The sequence below is a fragment of the Aquimarina ulvae genome, from assembly GCF_053613295.3.
This window is the reverse complement of the sequence record NZ_JBSIBP030000002.1, coordinates 1-20,258: the sequence shown is the minus strand read 5'-3', so window position 1 is coordinate 20,258 and position 20,258 is coordinate 1. Positions and strand designations below refer to the sequence as shown.

Annotated in this window: 18 protein-coding genes and 1 tRNA gene; 9 read left to right on the top strand and 10 right to left on the bottom strand. The window is 34.3% G+C overall.

Features of this window, described 5'->3' with window-relative positions; genetic code table 11:
- The first annotated feature begins 16 nt into the window (after positions 1 to 16).
- On the top strand, positions 17 to 838 hold the full coding sequence (locus ACWGOQ_RS03740) for a dolichyl-phosphate beta-glucosyltransferase (RefSeq protein ID WP_452056457.1): 822 nt from the start codon (positions 17 to 19) through the stop codon (positions 836 to 838).
- Positions 839 to 877: 39 nt separating this feature from the next.
- Positions 878 to 1,849 (top strand): type I phosphomannose isomerase catalytic subunit, encoded by a 972-nt coding sequence (locus tag ACWGOQ_RS03735; protein ID WP_452056458.1) that lies wholly within the window; start codon positions 878 to 880, stop codon positions 1,847 to 1,849.
- A 403-nt stretch (positions 1,850 to 2,252) separates the two neighbouring features.
- Here the strand turns inward: ACWGOQ_RS03735 and ACWGOQ_RS03730 are convergent, their stop codons facing one another.
- The 7 genes from ACWGOQ_RS03730 to leuC all read right to left on the bottom strand — a co-directional run bounded on the left by ACWGOQ_RS03730 (position 2,253) and on the right by leuC (position 11,335).
- The gene (locus tag ACWGOQ_RS03730; protein WP_452056459.1) at positions 2,253 to 3,152 is read right to left on the bottom strand and encodes a succinylglutamate desuccinylase; all 900 of its coding nucleotides are present in this window, start codon (positions 3,150 to 3,152) and stop codon (positions 2,253 to 2,255) included.
- 23 nt (positions 3,153 to 3,175) lie between these two features.
- Entirely contained in the window at positions 3,176 to 4,228 is a 1,053-nt protein-coding gene (locus ACWGOQ_RS03725) for an ATP-grasp domain-containing protein (RefSeq protein ID WP_452056460.1), read from the bottom strand.
- Between the two features lie 2 nt (positions 4,229 to 4,230).
- Entirely contained in the window at positions 4,231 to 6,063 is a 1,833-nt protein-coding gene (locus tag ACWGOQ_RS03720; protein WP_452056461.1) for a peptidase MATCAP family protein, read from the bottom strand.
- 190 nt (positions 6,064 to 6,253) lie between these two features.
- Complete coding sequence (gene leuB / locus ACWGOQ_RS03715; RefSeq protein WP_452056462.1) at positions 6,254 to 7,315, bottom strand: 3-isopropylmalate dehydrogenase; 1,062 nt, start codon at positions 7,313 to 7,315, stop codon at positions 6,254 to 6,256.
- A gap of 140 nt (positions 7,316 to 7,455) precedes the next feature.
- A complete protein-coding gene (locus ACWGOQ_RS03710) occupies positions 7,456 to 8,979 on the bottom strand; it encodes a hydroxymethylglutaryl-CoA lyase-like TIM-barrel protein (RefSeq protein ID WP_452056463.1) in 1,524 nt (507 codons plus the stop codon).
- A gap of 247 nt (positions 8,980 to 9,226) precedes the next feature.
- A complete protein-coding gene (leuD, locus tag ACWGOQ_RS03705; RefSeq protein ID WP_452056464.1) occupies positions 9,227 to 9,823 on the bottom strand; it encodes a 3-isopropylmalate dehydratase small subunit in 597 nt (198 codons plus the stop codon).
- Between the two features lie 99 nt (positions 9,824 to 9,922).
- On the bottom strand, positions 9,923 to 11,335 hold the full coding sequence (leuC, locus tag ACWGOQ_RS03700) for a 3-isopropylmalate dehydratase large subunit (RefSeq protein ID WP_452056465.1): 1,413 nt from the start codon (positions 11,333 to 11,335) through the stop codon (positions 9,923 to 9,925).
- A 392-nt stretch (positions 11,336 to 11,727) separates the two neighbouring features.
- Between leuC and ACWGOQ_RS03695 the strand changes: the two genes are divergently transcribed.
- The 7 genes from ACWGOQ_RS03695 to ACWGOQ_RS03665 all read left to right on the top strand — a co-directional run bounded on the left by ACWGOQ_RS03695 (position 11,728) and on the right by ACWGOQ_RS03665 (position 16,139).
- Positions 11,728 to 11,800: transfer RNA gene (locus ACWGOQ_RS03695), tRNA-Met, on the top strand.
- A 605-nt stretch (positions 11,801 to 12,405) separates the two neighbouring features.
- Entirely contained in the window at positions 12,406 to 12,750 is a 345-nt protein-coding gene (locus ACWGOQ_RS03690; RefSeq protein WP_452056466.1) for a hypothetical protein, read from the top strand.
- 166 nt (positions 12,751 to 12,916) lie between these two features.
- Positions 12,917 to 13,456, top strand: a complete 540-nt coding sequence (locus ACWGOQ_RS03685) for a helix-turn-helix domain-containing protein (protein WP_452056490.1) — start codon at positions 12,917 to 12,919, stop codon at positions 13,454 to 13,456.
- Positions 13,457 to 13,994: 538 nt separating this feature from the next.
- Entirely contained in the window at positions 13,995 to 14,345 is a 351-nt protein-coding gene (locus tag ACWGOQ_RS03680; protein WP_452056467.1) for a cupin domain-containing protein, read from the top strand.
- 235 nt (positions 14,346 to 14,580) lie between these two features.
- On the top strand, positions 14,581 to 15,612 hold the full coding sequence (locus tag ACWGOQ_RS03675; RefSeq protein ID WP_452056468.1) for a beta-1,6-N-acetylglucosaminyltransferase: 1,032 nt from the start codon (positions 14,581 to 14,583) through the stop codon (positions 15,610 to 15,612).
- Positions 15,613 to 15,620: 8 nt separating this feature from the next.
- Positions 15,621 to 15,815 carry a hypothetical protein gene (locus ACWGOQ_RS03670; RefSeq protein ID WP_452056469.1) on the top strand — a complete coding sequence of 65 codons (195 nt, stop codon included), beginning with the start codon at positions 15,621 to 15,623 and terminating at the stop codon, positions 15,813 to 15,815.
- A 21-nt stretch (positions 15,816 to 15,836) separates the two neighbouring features.
- Positions 15,837 to 16,139, top strand: a complete 303-nt coding sequence (locus tag ACWGOQ_RS03665; RefSeq protein WP_452056470.1) for a co-chaperone GroES — start codon at positions 15,837 to 15,839, stop codon at positions 16,137 to 16,139.
- 76 nt (positions 16,140 to 16,215) lie between these two features.
- Here the strand turns inward: ACWGOQ_RS03665 and ACWGOQ_RS03660 are convergent, their stop codons facing one another.
- Genes ACWGOQ_RS03660 through ACWGOQ_RS03650 form a run of 3 tightly spaced genes read right to left on the bottom strand, consistent with a single transcriptional unit; the run spans position 16,216 to position 19,308 of the window.
- Positions 16,216 to 18,009 carry an alanine racemase gene (locus ACWGOQ_RS03660; RefSeq protein WP_452056471.1) on the bottom strand — a complete coding sequence of 598 codons (1,794 nt, stop codon included), beginning with the start codon at positions 18,007 to 18,009 and terminating at the stop codon, positions 16,216 to 16,218.
- Positions 17,991 to 19,082 (bottom strand): N-acetyltransferase DgcN family protein, encoded by a 1,092-nt coding sequence (locus tag ACWGOQ_RS03655; protein WP_452056472.1) that lies wholly within the window; start codon positions 19,080 to 19,082, stop codon positions 17,991 to 17,993. Before ACWGOQ_RS03655 ends, ACWGOQ_RS03660 begins: the two co-directional genes overlap by 19 nt.
- A gap of 43 nt (positions 19,083 to 19,125) precedes the next feature.
- Positions 19,126 to 19,308 carry a hypothetical protein gene (locus ACWGOQ_RS03650; protein ID WP_452056473.1) on the bottom strand — a complete coding sequence of 61 codons (183 nt, stop codon included), beginning with the start codon at positions 19,306 to 19,308 and terminating at the stop codon, positions 19,126 to 19,128.
- Positions 19,309 to 20,258: the final 950 nt, after the last annotated feature.

The following is a 20,258-nucleotide window of genomic DNA, read 5'->3' as shown; positions in this document are numbered from 1 at the left end:
CCCAAAATAATCTATTATGAAAACAGGAATTATCATACCGTGCTACAATGAAGAAAAAAGATTAAATACGAATGCATTCGTAGAATTTATCAATCAAGAAAATGAATATCATTTATGTTTTGTAAATGATGGAAGTAAAGACAATACGATAGAAGTATTAAAGAAAATCCAATCGATAAACCCCTCAAAAGTGAGTGTTGTTGATGTCAAAAAGAATGCAGGTAAAGCGGCAGCCGTAAGAGCAGGATCCAGATATTTGTATAATTATGGTAGCATCGATTATATAGGATTTATCGATGCAGATCTTTCTACAGATTTCGAGGATTTTGAAGGACTTGTAAAAACGTTGAAAACAAACAATGAGTTAAACTTTGTTTTTGGTTCTAGAGCAAAAAATGCATCTGATGCCATTCAAAAAGATAAAATAAGAGCGCTAATATCAAAGGTGATCAATATGTTAATCGTTTTAATTCTTGGATTAGCTATAGAGGATACTCAGTGTGGGGCAAAAGTTTATAGAGCAGAATTGGTTCCTGTGCTATTTGCAGAAAGTTTTTTGAGCAGATGGCTTTTTGATGTAGAGATGTTTATCAGAATGAAAAAACACTATGGTAAAGCACAAATCACCAGAACTATTTTCGAACAACCTTTAAAAAGATGGGTTCATATGGAGGACTCCAAATTAGGAATGAAGGATTCATTAGAAATTCCATACAGATTGTTGTCCATTTGGCTTAATTACAGCATTTTATCAGTAATAACAACAAACGAAAACCCTGTGGTAAATGAGCCACTAGTGGAAATTTATAGCGATGTATTACCAGCTATGGCTGCATAATTTAACCTATTTGTCTATCTAATAACCTAAATCCCAGAAATGATGATTAATTATCCTATTAAATTTGAGCCTATCCTGAAAGAAAAAATATGGGGAGGAAATAAATTAAAAAATGTGCTAAATAAGAAAACTACTAAAAAAAGTGTTGGAGAAAGTTGGGAGATTTCAGATGTAAATCAAAATGTATCCGTAGTATCTAATGGCATCGCAAAGGGTACAAGCTTAAGAGAGCTTATTGATTATTATCAGTGCTCATTGCTGGGCAAGAAGAATTATCAGGCATTTGGAAAAAAGTTTCCGTTACTGATCAAATTTATTGATGCCGATAAAGACCTTTCGATACAGGTTCATCCTAATGATGGGATGGCTAAAAGGAAACATGGCTCTTTCGGAAAGACAGAGATGTGGTATGTAATGCAAGCTGATAAAGATGCGAACCTTATTGTTGGTTTCGAAGAAGAAGTTTCTAAACAAGAATATTTAGATCATTTAAACAACGATAATTTAGAAAAAATTTTACATTACGAAAAAGTAAAGCCCGGGGATTCTTTCTTTATTGAAGCAGGTAAAGTTCATGCAATAGGGGCAGGAGTGATGCTTGCAGAAATTCAACAAACTTCAGATATCACTTATAGATTATACGATTGGAATCGAAAAGATACAGACGGAAATACCAGAGAGTTACATACTGTAGAAGCATTAGAGGCTATACAATTTAATAATAACAGAGATTTTAAAAAACCGTACCAAAGATTAACAAATAATACATCTAATATTGCAGCCTGCCCGTATTTTACTACCAATTTCGCAGTAGTTTCTGGGAAACTCCAGAAAAATTATCAGGCATTAGATTCTTTCGTGGTGTATATGTGTACTAAGGGGAAAGGAAAAGTAACAGCCAATAATCATACTGAAACAATAAAAGAAGGAGAAACTATTTTACTACCAGCAATGATTGATAAAGTGAAAATAACCTCAGATTATTGCGAACTTTTAGAGGTATTTGTTTAAAATTAAAATAAGGGTAATTTTGATGGGAGATACAAGAATGGCAGAGTTTAGTAATCGAAGGGAAAATCTGATGGATTTTTTACTCAAGCTAACAAATTTTTTTCATATCTAATGATTTGAATCAATTATTTATTTTAGCTCACCTCTTAGATATGATAGGAAGTTCAAAATAGGTGGATTAATGAGAAAGCATAGTACTTAACTTGAACGCAGATTATATATTGGAACGTCATAATGAAGCTTTGACACCTAATAAATAGTGAAATATCAGTATTTGAAGTGGCTCACAGATGTAATAAATTTTCCAATGCATAATGTGGGTTGAACGGACTTCTTGGAGGTTAGTGCAGCTAGAATTGAAAGAATTTAAAACTACTTCTATAAAATCTAATTCAAAGAAAATTTAAGATACACTTCGGATAATAAAGAAGCCATCATTTCCTTTACTTTGATATAAAGGCATAAAAATATACGCGTCCCATTCAGAAAAGATTTTTTTACCATTATGAATTGCTAAAAGTTCACCTTTAGTAACTGGCTGAAAATTATCAAATCCAGGTTGCATTGCAAAAGAATCCCCCTCTTTAATTTCGTGTCTGTATTCGATTTCAAAGGTTTTTTGCTGGTCTTTATATTTTCTAATTTTTTCAACGGCCTCTGGAAAAATTGATAATTTTTCAAAATCTAAATTACAACTTGCTTCAATAACAGACCAAATCATTCCTTCATGATGCAAAACAGCATTTTTACTATCGTGTTGCCCTCCTTCAAATACAAATCCTGTATAACCGGTACGACTGAGGTAATGATCGATACAACCTGAAACAATGTCCGAAAATCCTTTTATAATGTGAGTAGAAAATTGATGAGCCCAAATAATATTTTCACCTGTATCTTGTACAGAAATATAAGGTAAGCTATCTGATGATGTGGTATGACAATCCAAAAAGTAAGTATTTGAATAATCAGCTACCGGGTACTGCCTTAATGTGTCGATAATATCAAACATTTGATTTTTTTCAACCGAATCTTTGATGTTTTTCTGTACGTTTTGTACGGTCCATGTCCTGTTTAGATCTTCATCGATATATCTTTGTTTTTTTGCCAATGCAGGTTTGTTACCGTAAACACCAATAACTGTACCTTGTATCTCAGGACATTCTTTATGAAGAACGACCATTACGTTTTCAAAAGCTTGTACTCCGCTGGGCTCATTTCCATGAACGCCTGCACTGATAACAAGGAGCGGTCCGGGGTTTCCAGTAGAATAACTTCCGATAATCCGTTTTAGTTTTGTTTTCAAGATTATAAATTTAAAGTTAAAATTTATTCCATAGTAGCTAGTTCCGCATTAGACAAGGTGTTAGGAGCTTGTTTTTGATATTCCACTTTACGCTCTAACGTTTCTATTATAGTTTCGGTAAAATCCGGTAAGCCTATGTCCTCTGTACATTCAAGTCCGCCGGGACTCATACAATTAATTTCAATCAATTTATCATCAACTACATCTAAACCTACTACAAAAAAGCCGTCTTTAATTAATTTGGGAGCGGTCAATTCTACTATTCTTTCAATTTCAGGAGTTAGTTCTGCTTTTGCGGCAACGCCTCCCAGAGATAAATTACTTCTAAATTCTTTTTCATCTTTGCTTTTTCTTCTTATCAAAGCGTATTCTCCATCTTTTTCCATTAATTTTCCATTCATCAGAAATACACGAACATCGCCTTCACTTACTTTTGGGAGGAACTCTTGTGCTATTACATAACCCTGACCAATTAAATTATTTGCAATTTGGTTGAAATTATGACGTTCTTTTTCGATCAAATAGATGTTTTGTCCTCCGGATCCCTCTAGAGGTTTCAAGACGATTTTTTTATTGGATTTTTCCCAAAATTCTAGAATGGAATCTTTATCACGGGTGATAATACTTTCTGGCTTGATGGTTTTAGGAAGTTCTTCAAAATACATTTTGTCTATAAAAGAATGTGCCATAGCGTTGGCGTCATTCACTACCAGAGTACCTTGTTGCTGAATAATCCGCGCAAATGCCAGTCCGGAATGTTCTGCCCAATGACGGTCAGCTCCTTCTTCAGTTGGATTATTACGGATAAAAAAGACATCCAATTCTTTAGAACTAATTACATTCCAAAGAGTATTAGAATCTTTAATTTGCTTTAAAAAATCAGCGGCTGATTCATATTTCATGGATTTTGGTAGTTGTTTACACGTTATCCGTATGGGAGCGCCATGTACGAAGTGAAAGCCTCCTACCTCCATCAAATATACCAGATGACCTCGTTCGTATGCTTTTTTAGCAAGGACTAACGTCGTTCCAAGGGTTTCTTTTTGAAGATTACTGATCACAAAACATATGTTCATAATTATATCATTTTATATAAGGGAATTCCTTTTTTAAATTTTTGTATTCTTTGTTTATAACGGTCATTTTGCAAATACCGTGGATAAATTTTGGGTGGACTTAATAATCCGCGTTCGGTGAGATTTTTGATCACATCCAAATGTTTGAGCGCAAATTTTCCAGATAATAGATGGTCGATTTGCCCTCCATTTTTTAAGAATTTTTGCAGTTGGTGCAGTCCTTTTAAGTACACAACATCTTTTAGAAAACCTCCGCCCTGAAACATTCTTACGGTAATATCAAAAGCACGCTCGTCTGAAAAGTCATATTTGTTATAGAGCAGATGAAACATTTCTGTAAAATTAGCTCCATTTAGCAACGCTTCTCCTGCGACGATCCTTCCTGCTAATGTTCTCAGGCGATTAGTGCATAACGAACCTGTAAGATATTCTGCTAAAACGGCAATCCCCTCTTGGAGTTCGTCATAACCGGCCAAGCCATAAGCCATCTGCTTTAATGGTTGTTGAGACCCATTGTAATGAGTCAACATATGTGTACCTATCTCATGTTGTAATAATGCTGTCGCTTCTTTTGGAGATAATTTATAAGCAGAAGGAAGGAAGAGCTCTCCGTTGCAAACCATCATAATATTCAGGTCTTCCTGTATATGCACTTTTCCTTTATAATTGGGTGCGGATTGCCGAAAATAGTCAAATTCTCCTCTGGCCATTTTTCGAAACTCTTTTGCACTAATCAAATCATTAATGATAGATTCCTCGTTCTCTTTAACATTCTGCAAAATCAGCTCTGCTTCCTTCAAAAGTTCAGTAGAAACTGTTTTATATAACCGTATGCTGCTATAAAAAAAGTTTTTAGACCCTCTTTCTTTTAGCATGGTCAACTCTTGATCAATTTCCTCTCTTTTTTCATCGTAAATAAATGCCAAAACAGGATCGTCAATCTCATCAATAGCTAGATTGTATAATCTTCTTTTTAAAATATCCGGATCATGAGGTAATAAACGATAGTGGTATTGCCCTATATCTTTATATCCGTTTTTGAAGAATGCTTCTTTCAGAGATTGATTGTTAATTGGCGAAACCAGTAGCAAGAATGAATATTTATCTTGGATACTTCTTATTTTTTTATCAATTTCCAATACTTTTTCCTGAATACTGCGATTTCCTAATCCGTGATAACTGGCAATCTTTGAAGTAGTTTGAATGCGAACGAAGTCAAAGACTGATTTCTGAATCAAATCAGCAAACTGATCTCTGAATTTCTTGAAATATACGGGATATAAGTTGCCATCAAGATTTTTGTAGATGGGTGGAATTTCTATGGAAATCCAGGTGCCTCCCATTTGCCTAAAATCATTAGGAGGGAAAACGGTTTTCTCTCGAGATGCTAACACGGGTTGTTTTTCCAGACGTGTAGTAAAGGGTTTTCTTAGATGCTTGCTTTCTATTTTTTTAAAACCGGAAACGAGGGTTTTTAGAGTGTTTGGGAGTTTTTTACTAGAGCTGTAGATGATAAACTCTTCTTCGTTTTTTTCACCACCAAAAATTTCAAAAATCAGAAAAGCACCGAAGCGTTGTGACATTTGCTGAATTAACTTTTCTAGAAATTCGTGAATTTGTGCGTCGTTTTCTCCGTCTATAATTAGAAAAGATGCTCCCGTTTTAACCAGCTTTTCAATTTCGGAATCATTCGTGTTTTTTTGATAAATCAATAAATAAGGTATATCATGCTCAAGTAATAATTGCCCATTGTTAGGAAGTTTTTTGATTGTTCTTCCCCCAGGATTTAATGTATTAAACAGGGATTCTAAGGATGGAGTATCTTCTACGTTCAAAGGGAATAGTGATTTTTAGTATTTTGAGCAGTATAAATAATTTGCAAAGAAGTTATTAGCTGTTATCAATAAAAACTTATCTCAAATAAAATACGTACCAATTGAAGTAAGATATGGGGACATAAAAAAGCGAGGAGTCTAAAGAATGTTTTTTGACTCCTTGCTTTACAATATGAATTAAATTCTGTGTTTAATTAACGTTTGCTACTAACCAATCACCAACTTCGCTGGTTTTATAAGCCTTACCACCATCTGCAAGGTCTTCTGTTACCACTGCTTCATCCAATGATTTATCCACTACCTTTCGGATGGCTTCAGCTTCTTCGTGGAGTCCAAAAGCAGTTTCGAACATCATAGCTGCAGATAATACAGTTGCTAAAGGATTAGCAATGTCTTTTCCTGCTGCCTGAGGATAGGAACCATGAATAGGTTCAAACAAAGCTGTCTTTTCTCCCAAAGATGCAGAAGGCATTAATCCCATCGATCCTGAAATGACAGACGCTTCATCTGTAAGAATATCTCCAAAAAGATTCTCAGTAATCAAAACATCATAAGAGTTGGGCCATTGTACTAATCGCATCGCTACTGCATCTACAAACTCATAACTTACCTCGACTTCGGGATAGTCTTTCTCCATTGCCTGTACTGTTTCTCTCCATAAACGAGAAGATTCCAATACATTGGCTTTATCCACACAGCATAATTTTTTTCTACGTGTCATCGCCATCTCGAACCCTTTTTTGGCTAAACGCGTAACTTCTGCACGCGTATAGGTGCATGTATCATAGGCAGTATTTCCGTTGTCTTCTCTACCTCTTTTTCCAAAATAAATACCACTAGTTAGTTCGCGAAGAAAGACTAGATCTGTTCCTTCGATTCGTTCTTGTTTTAATGGTGATTTGTCGATTAACGAAGCAAAAGTAAACGTTGGTCTCACATTAGCAAACAACCCTAATTTCTGACGCATTTTTAATAACCCTTGTTCTGGGCGTACTTTTGCAGATGGATCGTTGTCAAATTTTGGATGACCGATGGCACCAAATAATACGGCATCTGCTTTGACACAAATTTCATGAGTTTCATCGGGATAGGGTTCACCAACAGCATCAATAGCAGCTGCACCTGTTAAGGCAGCTGTCCAATTAATTTGATGATCATACTTTTTTGCGATAGCATCACAAACTTTTACTGCTTGATCGATAACTTCTGGTCCAATTCCGTCTCCGGCAAGTAGTGCTATATTTAATTCCATTTTCTATTCTAAATTATTCTGTTTTATACTTTGAGTCTTGAGCGAAGCCGAAAGGCAATTTCCAAAGGCTGATAATTTGGTTGATATATTCTGATTCACTATTACAATTCAATTTCACTCAATGTGCTAGCTATATTTTTTTACATTTCAATAATATTCAACATTTTTTCTGTTGCTTTGATGGCAGAAACTGTTTGATCAGAATCTAATCCTCTGGTTACAAATTCTTTTATTTCTGTTTTCCAAGTGATTACAGTTTCACATAAGGCATCAGAGTTGCTTCCCGGAGGAATCCGAACTGCATAATCTACTAAAATTGGCAATGTCTTGTTTTTTTTCTTGTAAACTTTTCCTAAAGCATTCATAAATGCATCGTATTGTCCGTCACCTTGTGCATGTTCCTCGATCACCTCATCATCCATCTTGATGGCAAGTGTTGCGGATGGTTTTAACCCTTTTGCATGGTTTAGGACATAGGATTTGATCTTTACTTTGTCCTTATACAATTTGCTATCTAGTACATCTGAAATTATGTATGGTAGATCTTCTTGAGTTACGACTTCTTTTTTGTCTCCCAGTTTAATGATTTTTTGGGTAACTTTTTTGATATCTTCCGAGCTGAGTTTCAGACCTAATTCCTGAAGATTTTTTTCAATATTAGCTTTACCGGAAGTTTTTCCTAACGCATACTTACGTTTTCGTCCAAAACGTTCGGGCATAAGGTCATTAAAATATAGATTATGTTTGTTGTCACCATCTGCATGTATTCCAGCTGTCTGAGTAAAAACATTATCACCTACCACCGGTTTATTGGCAGGAATTTTAAATCCGGAAAAGGTTTCGACCAGTTTACTCACTTTATATAATGCATATTCTTTTACATTGATCCTCACTTCTGGTAAGTAATCATTGATAACCGCAACTACACTAGCTAGCGGAGCATTACCGGCACGTTCTCCCATACCGTTCATGGTTAAGTGCAAACCATTGACGCCAGCTTTTACTCCTTCGATTGCATTAGCAACTCCAAGATCATAATCATTGTGCGCATGAAAGTCAAAATGTAAATCAGGATATTTGAGTCGCAACCCAGATAAATACGCATATGTTTCTGAAGGGATCAGTACTCCCAAGGTATCTGGTAACAGCACTCTTTTTACCGTTTGTGTAGAAAGGAAATCTAGGAATTGATATACATACTCTGGCGAGTTGCGCATACCATTACTCCAATCTTCTAAATAAACATTTGTAACGATTCCCTCTTGAGTAGCTTGTTTAAAAGTCGATGCAATATCACCAAAGTGCTGTTCGGGAGTTTTTTTTAACTGATAGGTGAGGTGGTTTAAAGAACCTTTGGTGAGCAGATTCTGGACTTTGGCTCCGGTATCTTTCATCCATTGTATGGACTTACCACTGTCTACAAAAGTTAGTATTTCTACCTGATCAATATATCCGTTTTCATCAGCCCAGTTAATGATGTTTTTAACGGCTTCAAATTCGCCTTTAGAAACCCTTGCAGACGCCACTTCGATGCGATCTACACCTAATTCTTCAATAAGTAGTTGTGCAATTGTAAGTTTTTCTGAAGCAGAAAAGGATATCCCTGAGGTTTGTTCACCATCCCTAAGCGTGGTATCCATGATTTCTATTGATCGTACATTCATGAAACTTGTTTTTGTGTTAGCTCTTTGACTTTGCTTAAAGTACAGGTTCTTTCTTTGCTTCAGGAATAGCACTTTGCCTCTGCGCAGGACAAGTGACATCTCTTTTATCATCCTGAGCAGTCACATTGAGCTTGTCGAAATGTTGTCGAAAGAAGTCAAAAAGATACTATAGCAAACTTGTCTTTTCAGGCAGGTAACCCGCTCGCCTGTCCAATCTAGCAATGATGGAAACACCCAAATTATATAATTAAAAAGGACGTGTTGTTGCAAATTCCTGAATTTCTGATTTCATTTTGGTTAGATAATCAATATCGTCATATCCGTTTAGCATGTTATCCTTTTTATAACTATTAATATCGAAAGATTCTGACTCACCAGAAGCTTTGATTGTAATGGATTGTTGAGGTAAATGAACTTCGATTTCCGTCTTGGGGTTAGCCTCAATAGCTTCGAATATTTTTTCCAAAAAATCTGGGCTTACCTGAACGGGTAAAACACCAATATTTAGACAGTTACCTCTAAAAATATCAGCAAAAAAACTAGATACTACACATCGGAATCCGTAGTCATATACTGCCCAGGCTGCGTGTTCGCGAGAAGATCCTGATCCAAAGTTTTTACCTCCTACCAGTATTTTACCGTGGTAAGTATCATTATTGAGTACAAAGTCTTCTCTAGGAGTGTCATCGCTATTGTATCTCCAGTCTCTAAAAAGGTTGTCACCAAAACCTTTACGCTCTGTAGCTTTAAGAAAACGTGCCGGAATAATCTGATCGGTATCTACATTTTCTATTGGTAATGGTACTGCGGTTGTGGTTAGTACGTTGAATTTGTCGTATGCCATTATTTTATTTATGAATTATGAATTGAGAATAATGAAATCAGCGTTAAAAATTTATTTGTATTTACAGGCTGAATGCAGTATTCCAATTTTAAATTATTTTTATACTAATACTTCTTCTTTTAAGAGTGTCCTAGGATCTGTCACTACTCCAGTAACAGCTGTTGCTGCTGCTACCAGCGGACTAGCTAATAATGTTCTCGATCCGGGTCCTTGTCTCCCTTCAAAATTTCGGTTGGACGTGCTTACTGCCAATTTTCCTGACGGAATTTTATCTGCATTCATTGCCAGACAGGCAGAACATCCTGGTTCTCTGAGTGTAAATCCAGCTTCAGTAATGACATCTAACAGTCCTTCTTCTTTAATCAATGCTTCTACTTCGTGAGATCCGGGAACTAGCCAAGCAGTGACGCTTTCTGCTTTCTTTTTTCCTTTTATAATAGAAGCAAAGGCTCTAAAATCTTCGATTCTACCATTGGTACAGCTTCCTAAAAACACATAGTCTACTGGTTTGCCAATCATGGCATCTCCTTCCTTGAAGTCCATATACCCTAGGGATTTTTTATAAGTGGCGACACCACCTTGCATTGTTTCTGCATCCGGAATATGATTTGTAATACCAATGCCCATACCCGGATTAGTACCATAGGTAATCATGGGTTCAATATCGGTACCAGAAAAGGTCATTTCTTTATCAAAGACAGCATCTTCGTCTGTATATAAGGTTTGCCAATAATCCATAGCAGTATCCCAGGCTTTTCCTTTAGGAGTTAAAGGTCTTCCTTTGATGTATTCAAAAGTTTTTTCGTCTGGAGCAATCATTCCTCCGCGAGCACCCATTTCTATACTTAGGTTACAAACAGTCATACGACCTTCCATCGTCATACTTCTAAATACATCACCGGCATACTCTACAAAATATCCTGTGGCTCCAGAGGTGGTTAACTTAGAAATGATATATAATGCAACGTCTTTTGGTGTCACTCCAAAACCTAGTTTACCATCAACATTGATTCGCATTTTTTTTGGTTTTGGTTGCATAATACATTGTGTAGACAATACCATTTCTACCTCTGAAGTACCGATGCCAAAAGCTATTGCACCAAAAGCTCCGTGTGTAGAAGTATGAGAATCTCCGCAAACAATGGTTGCTCCTGGTAATGTGATACCGTTTTCTGGGCCAACAACGTGTACAATACCGTTTTTTTGATGCCCAAGTCCCCAATGAGAAATACCCCACTCGGCAGCATTTTCTTCTAGTGCTTTTAGTTGATTAGCGGACAATGGATCTTCTACAGGTAGATGTTGATTGATGGTTGGCGTATTGTGATCTGCTGTTGCGAAAGTGCGTTCTGGATATAAAACGGTATTTCCTCTGTTTTTTAACCCTAAGAAAGCAACGGGACTGGTTACTTCATGAATGAAATGGCGATCAATAAAAAATACATCAGGTCCATTTTTTATATTTCTTACTACATGTGAATCCCACACTTTATCAAATAATGTCTTACTCATTTTTATGATCTTTATTATCCTATCATCGATGTAGTGTACATCGTGCTGTTAAAATGTTAAAAAGGAGGTAAATTTACGAGTTCCGGAAGATACCAGCTAATAAAACCGAAAAGCGGTGTGTAGTTTTGAGTATATCTCAGTATAAGTTGATTTTTTAGATAATTTGATAAAAAAATATTGATTTTAGTGAATACTATTTTTTTTATTGAAGAGTATATATTTTATAATCAGGGGATAAGAAAAAAAGTATATAAAAAGATTATTAAATTTTATGTATTATGCTTTGTAAAGCTAAAAAAGGTTGTATATTTGCCGTCCGTAAGGAATGATACGTATCTTGTTGAGTTCATAACTCAAAGTTTTAAAAAACAAGTAAGGTGCAAGTCATATATCGCGGGATAGAGCAGTAGGCAGCTCGTCGGGCTCATAACCCGAAGGTCACTGGTTCGAGTCCAGTTCCCGCTACTAGTAACCATCTCATTTTGAGGTGGTTATTTTGTTTGCGGAAGTTTTTCTTCTCAAAAATCTTCAATTTTTCAGACTTACGTACAGTATCTACGTACAGTTTTTATTAAAAAATATACTGAGAGAGATTTTTCTCTATAAATGTATTCACTTTCTGTAGTTATTTTTTAAATCGTAAATATTTGTGGTGTAGTGGGTTGTGTGTTGTTTAGGCTTTTAGCTTTATCTATGTTTTTATTATTTAAAACTGTGTCCTTCGGGTAGAATACCCGAGATAAGGCTATTATTTGTCTTATTAATGTAAACTTAGGCATTATTTAGGTAGTAGAATAAGACCTCGATTTTTACCAATATACTTAAAAAATTATATTGCTTAAAGTACCGTGTTTCGTTGTTCTGGAATTTACGTTACTAAAATTGATAGCAGTCTAAATATCAAGTTAACAAGTAGTTTTCGTAAGATCATATTAGCATCCTTTTCTTATCCAATATTAGTATATCCATGAAAAGAAGATCTAATGGATCAGGCTAAAAGAATAAAAGAGCGTATATTGCTTTTCTGGTCAGAAAGATCTAAAATAAATTCCTAACAAAAGATGAAAACAATGATGCAGATCACACTATTAATCTTAACATTGACCTCATTTGTTGTTTTTCCTTATCAAAAAATAGAAGGGATCGAAAAATTAGAAGGAATATACCAAGGCCGTATCGAGGACGGTTATTCATTTTGTGGTAAAACTGAATCAGGATCTGAGAGAATACTGGTTTTCAAAGAAATTCTGAATGTTATACTTGAAAAGCATCCATTACATATTGATAAACTTATTGGACAAAAATTCATAATCTCGTTTACTAAAGATATAGTTATTGAAGGAAAAGGGAGTAGAGAAGTGTGGACTATATTACGCTTACAGAAGCTTGTTCCTGGGCAACATCTTGGAGATTGATATGAAACTTTAATTTGCAATAGTAAAAGGTCTGACCCCTTTTTTATTCTAAAGGAAAAGCTTTCAATATTTTAATGATTCTAATAGAATTTATTCTTTTACGCGATCATATTTTAAATATAAAAACACCTTGTAAAACATGAGTGCCAAACTATACATCAAATACATGGTCAGTTTGCGATGCAAAATGATGGTTAAAGAAGAACTTAAAAAATTGGGGTTACAATACGTGGTGGTTGATTTGGGTATCATTCGGATATTAGAAGATATAACAACAAAACAGCGAAAACAGCTGAAAGAAAACCTGTTAAATTCAGGATTAGAATTGTTAGATGATAAGAAGAGTATTTTAATTGAAAAAATCAAAAATATCATTATAGAAATGATCCACTACACAGATGAATTGCCTTTAGTGAATTATTCAGATTATATCAGTAATAAGGCAGATTATAATTATACATATCTGGCTAATATATTTTCAGAAGTGAAGGGGATTACTATTCAGCAATTTATTATTATTCATAAAATTGAAAGAGTCAAAGAATTGCTTATTTATGACGAATTAAATCTTACAGAGATTGCTTATAAACTCCACTACAGCAGTGTTGCACATTTATCTAATCAATTCAAAAAAATCACAGGTTTAACCCCCACATTTTATAAAAAATTGAAAGAAAAACGTAAACAAAACCTAGAAGATTTATAATCAGATTAATGTCACATTAACCAAATTCTAAATAAATAACATTTTGGATTTATGGGAAATTGTTTTCTTAATTTAACGCTATTTGAACCAACTAAATTCCATTAGCACCGATATCCTAAAAGGATACTTTTTTAAGCTATATAGTTGTTTGTTTGATGGTTATGTTATACGTCCTTTTGAATAAGAAAATAAATGAAATTACTTATTAAACCATCGACATGGCTAAATAATGTGTGATATATGTAACCTAGGTTCGGACTAGTGTAACACATTAGATTTTTAAATGATCGTTTTTTGTATACATAGTAAAACTGTTCTTATATACAGTATGTTTTTAACAATTTTAAAAAGAAAATCATGTCAAAAGAAAAAGAAGGTAAAGCCAAGTCAGGTAAAAAAGCTCCAGTGAAAAGTTTGAAAGAAAAAAGGGCTGCAAAAGCTGCAAAAAGAAAGGAAAAAAGGAGTGGTGAATAAACGTTACGTAACAAATCACCATTATGTTGTTATAGTTTAGCATCAAACTTCTATTATATTCTCTATGAAAAATCAAGAATTAGAAAAATCCTTTACACATAAGTTAGTTGATATAGTTGAGTACGTACCTGGATCTGTAGTTATGAAAGCAATTCTGAAGAAAAAAACAGGAACTGTTACTGTATTATCATTCGATATGGGAGAAGCATTGCCTTCAAAAACATCTCCTTTTGACAATCTTATTCAGATCATAGATGGAGAAGCTGAGATTATTATTAATGAAGAATCAATTATCATTGAGACAGGTCACGCAATTATTATCCCTGCTCATGCAAGGAATATAGTAAAAGCTAGTAAGCGTCTTAAAATGGTGTCAACCATCATTAAGAGTGGGTATGAGGATGTGAGTATATAAAATAAATAGTAAGTATATATGGTTGGACAAGAAGGTAAATTCAAGCCAGGCGATACCGTTTACGCCAAAGTAAACCCTGAAGTTAAATTGATTGTGCGGTTATACTATCGTCGAATATACTATTGTACGTTTGCTGAAGATCCTAAGAAAAAGGAAGTGGTATTTTTTGAAAGAGAGCTTGTGCAATGATTGTTTAAAAAGATAAAAGTTAAGAATAAAATGACATGCACATAAAATGACAAAAGAATTACGCATAACAAAAAAGCAAAGCTTTCATTTCAATATCCCAAAAAAGAAACCGAAGATTACTTACTTCATATTGGCGCATCGTTTCCCTAAACAATTCAGACGATTATTTAAGGCAATTTATCACCCAGGGAATCACTACTTAATCCATATTGATCAAAAATCTGATGCTACTACTAAAAAGGGTATTAAAACTTTTTTAGAAGATTATTCTAATGCTTATATTTTAAAAAGTGAGAATGTAGTGTGTGGAGGATACAGTCGAGTACAGTCTGAAATTAATGGAATGAAGTATCTCTTAAAACGTTGCCTCAAATGGGATTTTTTTATTAATCTAAGCGGTCAGGATTTTCCTTTAAAATCTCAAGGTTTTATACTTGATTTTTTGAGTAAGAATATAGGTAAAAACTTCATGAAAATTACCAGTCAAGTTATAGATCGCCCTGATACGATGAATCGACTTGAAAACTATTTTCAAGAAACAGATCTTGGTTTTTCAGGTATACCTTACAAAAGATCTTTTATGAAAGATATAATCCCATATGTAGGAGGACAATGGATGATTTTGACCAGAACATGTTGTGAATTTATTTGCCATAGCCCCGAAGTAAAAAAGTTTGAAGAATTCTATCGCAATACACTGATCGCTGATAAATCATTTTTTCAAACAGTACTCGTGAATACTTCCTTCAAAGAAACAATCGTAAATGATGATAAAAGAGCTATTATATGGATGTCTGACGAAGGGGTAAAATTGAAACCAAAAACTTTGACAGAATTAGATATTGACTTTTTAATGCAAGGAGACAACTTATTCGGTAGAAAATTTGATGAAAGTGTTGATGCAATGATTCTGGGTTTTTTGGAAGAATATATAGAAGCTGATCAAATACTAAATAATAATATAGATTTTAATCTTATTCCAGCTCTTAATATGGATACAAAAAAAAGTGTCATATTAAGCCCAGAAACAATTATAAATCCGCCTACTCAATTAAGAAAACTTAATGGCAATAAATAAATAGTAAAATGGCTAAAACGAATATTACTAGAAGTTGGAGGGAGCAAAAGGTGATGCTTAAGCGAAGGTTTCCTTTTCTATCTGACCAAGATTTTGACTTTAAAGATGAGCAAAAAGAAATGATGCTTGATGGCCTTGCTGCTAAACTTAAAAAAACAAGAACTGAGCTAGAAGTACTTTTTGCTGAATTACAAACCTATTGAATTATACTTAACAAAATAATCATGCATAAATTTAAAATACAACCGCTTGCTGATAGGGTATTGGTAAAAGCAGACATCGCAGAAGAAAAATCAAAAGGAGGTATCATTATACCGGATACTGCTAAGGAGAAACCTCAAAAAGGAATTGTACTAGCTGTCGGAAAGGGAAAGAAAGATGAACCCATGACCGTAAAAATTGGTGATGCGGTATTATATGGCAAATATTCTGGCACAGAAATTATGGTTGAAGGAATTGATGCACTTATTATGAAAGAGTCAGATATCTTTGGCATTATTCGGCCAGTCAGTTTAGAACTCATATAAAAAGATGTAACAAGTATATGTTGAAACTAAGATGATGAGCTATGTATGAATATGAAGATTAACAAATCAGGATATCCTAAAGATAAAAGGGAGTTTTGTCAGGATATTGAAGAACAGTTGATTGCACATAAGACTCTTCTATAATACCATAGTGAGCATATTTCTTATTTTTTTCTACTGCCCAACCAATATTGCCATAGTCAAAATGCCAATATTCTTTATGATCACACACAAAATCTTCATTCTCGAAAAGTTTCATAAGTAGCTTACGGTTTTTCCTTGCTTCTTCACTAATGCCAGGATGTTTGGGGTAACATTTTTCATTTAAATCTATTTTTAGGCCATCGTTAGTTCCGAAATCCAAAACACATTTCTTTCGCAAATCATAAATCAAAGCATCAACCGCGCCTCCAGTTGAATGGGTAGATTGTTTTTTTGGGGCGATAAACCTTGATACTAGCTCATTAATTTCTTCTGTGGTTTTTTTGGGATGTTTCTTTTTCATAAAACTTGCTTTTTGCACCCATAGTTTTTGCTGATGCTCGAATGATCTCCAGACAGATCTAATAATTAGCTTTTTGCCCTGATTATCCAGAAGTTTACTAATCCGCCCTATTTTTTCGTAGATCTCTTTTCTAACTAAATAACGATAGTTTTTTTGAATGGATTTTTCAAATATTAAATTAAAATCTGAATCTTGAAGACTCATCAATGGACTTAGATCATCTTTGATAGTCATCATTGCCGCTTTCTTTTTGTGCAACCTGTCTTTCTCTTCTAATACTGCACAATAATCTCTTGCGCTTATTGGAGTCTTGATGTTTTTAAAAATATAGGATGAATTCATAGCGGTAACTAATGCTCCATATTTTAATGTAAATGACACCTCGTCTCCAACATTTAATTCTGCTTTTTTGGCATTGATTATAATGTGATCGCCACCAGCTCCCAGGATTTCAATATCTAATTTTGGGGTTAGTCCAGCAACCATTACATCCTGAACACCTATTGCCAAAATAGCTCGCCTTATCATACCTTGGTCTTTAAATTTTGGTTTGTTACCAAAAGCGTCAAGACCAATTTCGCCATCTGGTACGGATGATTTGTTTTTCAGTTCGATAACCTCGGCTGTCAACATAAAGGCGTCTTGATAAAGTTTTGGAATCGGCCTTCCTGTTAAAGGTTCATAGCCTAAGAATATGGATTCTCCTAATCTCAGATTATTAATCCTACCAATATCTTTTGTAGTGTTGAACCAATTATAATTAGCTGAGTTCCCTCCTGAGATGATAGATAGCTTTATGTTGAACTTCTTCTCAATACTATTAGCAATAGCGGATAGTATATCCATTTTTTCTGCTGTGGGTTTAACTCCGGAAAAACAGGCAAGATTTGTGCCTATTCCGGTGAGTTCAACTCCTCGAAGGCTAAGTATTTTTTCAATGGTGTTTTCGAGTTGAGATGGTAGTATTCCTTCGCGCAAATCTCCTAATTCTACCATGACTATGATTTTATGGATTTTACTATGTAGGATGGCAAATTCTGAAAGTTTTTTTATTACAGATAGCTCTGAGTTTAAACTCATATCAGTATCTAATACTACTGATTCTGTCTGACTGATCATAGGTGTTCTAATCAATAAAAAAGTGGCTTTCACACCAGCAAGGCGCATTTTTCTGATATTTGATATTCTGGAGTCAGCAAGAATTTTAATTCCGCTCTTCACCAAAATATTGGCAATATGAGGATCTGCACAAACTCCTTTAGTAACAGCAATGATATCTATGCCTTTTGATCGAAAAAGGGAACTTAAACCCTTAGCGTTATGAACAATTTTACTAAGATTAATATCTATTCTTGGGGTTGGCATAGTAGTGGGTTGATACGGATTAAATCAGGGAATATTTCGCAAAGTTTTTTTATCAACTTATCGCAATCATTTTTTAAGACATCAGTAACAGGTAATTGATATTTTTTTTCATAAGCTTTTGTTGTACTTTCAATTTCATTGTCATTCATTCCTTCGTGATTAATTGTGATTGCAATTACTTTGGCTCCGGAAAAAACTTCTAACATTTTTATTTCACTCTCAAGTGTTGGCATTGGAATTTTTGGAAAATCACACCTAGTACGTCTTTTTGGTGGATGTTGGAGAATAATAGCCTTAGGCATAGCACCTCTAATGATTGCACTCGAAGAGGTAAATGCCGGATGGCTTAGTGCTCCCTGTCCTTCTACCACAATAATATCGGGTTGTTCCTTGAGTGCTTCCAGAACAGCATTTTCAACTTCTCCGGTCGCAAAACCAGAGCTTAGTACATCTATAGCAATACCGTATTTGGAGCCTTGGAGTATTCCTGTCTGACCTGTAGTTATGAAGATCGCGTTTAAACCTTCTTTCTTTAGGGCTTCTACTAGCTTAAGTGCTGTAGTTCGCTTACCAACCGCACAATCCGTGCCAGATACTGTTATGACAGGAGTTTGAACGTCTCTGATTTGCCCTGTAAAATTATGAAGGTTTTCTTTTGAAGGTGGTTTTCTCACATCAAAAATAGATACATTGTATTTATTTGCAAGCTCTATACAAACTGCATCATCCGAAAGAAACTCTGGTAGTCCGTTTACAATATGCATTCCAGATTTAATGGCTGTGTAAATAACTTTTTTCTCTTCATTATTAAGTAATGGTTCAAGGGGAGCAATCCCGTAGATGAAGTATTCTGGAACGCTGTCTAATATCTCAATGGCTTTATTAAAATTTTGGAATATTGGTATCTCATTTTTAATTCCGTCCAGATACTCTCCAGCATCAAGACCTGATTTGGTGCTATCTATAATCCCAACGATTTTATACTTCCCAGAATGCCTGACAAGACCATTTGCGACTTTACCATCTAATTTGCCAAATTCATTCTCGCAATAAACTATTGCTGATGTTTTCATATGTAAGTGATGTAAGATTAAGGAAATTGACTTCAGAAAGGATTTAACTTCCTACTAATGCTTTTGCAGACAGACCCAATTCCCACCTGTCAGGATCATTTTGAAATCCGCAATAGTATATTCCATCAATATATCGCTTTATTATCAGCGAAATACTGGGATTTATTTTAGTGAACACTGTATCACCTATTTTGTATTTTGGAATTACATTTTTATTCAGTTTCATAAGGAATGTTTAGAAGTGTACTTTTTCATTTCTTTTAATCCCCAGAGAATTAGTTTATGAATAAATAACCTCTGAGGACATAAAGAATCAGCAAAATTCAAAGACAATGATAAAAATCCTATAACGAATGGCTTTAAACGATATTTTATTTATCCCTGTCTTTAAAAACAGTGTTAATAAGTTAATCTATAGTGTTACAAATGATGTTTCATTCTATTTATTCTCTAAAAAAATGCTAAAAGAATCATCCAATAGCTATTCTTTTGACATTCTTGTTCTTTATGAAATGAATTTTACTCAACTATAAACAAAAAAAAGGCGGAGTTTTTAATTTCTGCCTTTTTTACCTGAAAATGTTTTGTAGTATATATCAAAAACTACGCTTCCATTATCATTTAGGTAATTCTAGATTGTTTAGGTTTGAAATAATTATGTATTTTATTTAAAATGTCCATTATAAAGGTCTTTATAATTAACTGATATAATGTTATACAATAAGAATTGAATGTTATATAAATCATAGGTTTTAGGTTTTTACTGAAAATCTATTCTAAACATTTAGCTGCATACAAGTAATTTTTTGAATATGATAATAATTTAATAAATTATTAAAAGGAAAAAACTAAAAACTGTACGTAACACTTACGTACAGTTTTTACGTATCTATTTGTGCCTATTTGCTGGTGTTTGCGTACGTAACATTTTTTAATCGTCTGATTATGAGTTGTGTAAAACTAGCTTTCGCAGGCTCATAACCCGAAGGTCACTGGTTCGAGTCCAGTTCCCGCTACAACGAATAACCTCTTCATTTTGAAGGGGTTGTTTTTGTTTATGGATATTTTTATGACCAAAAAAGGGATCAAGGGGGATCAAGGGATCAAGTCCAAAAGTTGTGGGATTAAGTATTTAGGCGAAAATAGTTGTTAGTCTAAATAAGAAGAACTCTACAT

Coding starts and splice junctions, on each gene's coding strand:
- ACWGOQ_RS03680 (WP_452056467.1), top strand. CDS start 13,995: ATGAAAAATCAAGAATTAGAAAAATCCTTTACACATAAGTTAGTTGAT.
- ACWGOQ_RS03650 (WP_452056473.1), bottom strand. CDS start 19,308: ATGAAACTGAATAAAAATGTAATTCCAAAATACAAAATAGGTGATACA.
- leuD (WP_452056464.1), bottom strand. CDS start 9,823: ATGGCATACGACAAATTCAACGTACTAACCACAACCGCAGTACCATTA.
- ACWGOQ_RS03710 (WP_452056463.1), bottom strand. CDS start 8,979: ATGAATGTACGATCAATAGAAATCATGGATACCACGCTTAGGGATGGT.
- ACWGOQ_RS03665 (WP_452056470.1), top strand. CDS start 15,837: ATGCATAAATTTAAAATACAACCGCTTGCTGATAGGGTATTGGTAAAA.
- ACWGOQ_RS03735 (WP_452056458.1), top strand. CDS start 878: ATGATGATTAATTATCCTATTAAATTTGAGCCTATCCTGAAAGAAAAA.
- ACWGOQ_RS03725 (WP_452056460.1), bottom strand. CDS start 4,228: ATGAACATATGTTTTGTGATCAGTAATCTTCAAAAAGAAACCCTTGGA.
- ACWGOQ_RS03740 (WP_452056457.1), top strand. CDS start 17: ATGAAAACAGGAATTATCATACCGTGCTACAATGAAGAAAAAAGATTA.
- leuB (WP_452056462.1), bottom strand. CDS start 7,315: ATGGAATTAAATATAGCACTACTTGCCGGAGACGGAATTGGACCAGAA.
- ACWGOQ_RS03675 (WP_452056468.1), top strand. CDS start 14,581: ATGACAAAAGAATTACGCATAACAAAAAAGCAAAGCTTTCATTTCAAT.
- ACWGOQ_RS03685 (WP_452056490.1), top strand. CDS start 12,917: ATGGTCAGTTTGCGATGCAAAATGATGGTTAAAGAAGAACTTAAAAAA.
- ACWGOQ_RS03660 (WP_452056471.1), bottom strand. CDS start 18,009: ATGCCAACCCCAAGAATAGATATTAATCTTAGTAAAATTGTTCATAAC.
- ACWGOQ_RS03670 (WP_452056469.1), top strand. CDS start 15,621: ATGGCTAAAACGAATATTACTAGAAGTTGGAGGGAGCAAAAGGTGATG.
- ACWGOQ_RS03655 (WP_452056472.1), bottom strand. CDS start 19,082: ATGAAAACATCAGCAATAGTTTATTGCGAGAATGAATTTGGCAAATTA.
- ACWGOQ_RS03690 (WP_452056466.1), top strand. CDS start 12,406: ATGATGCAGATCACACTATTAATCTTAACATTGACCTCATTTGTTGTT.
- leuC (WP_452056465.1), bottom strand. CDS start 11,335: ATGAGTAAGACATTATTTGATAAAGTGTGGGATTCACATGTAGTAAGA.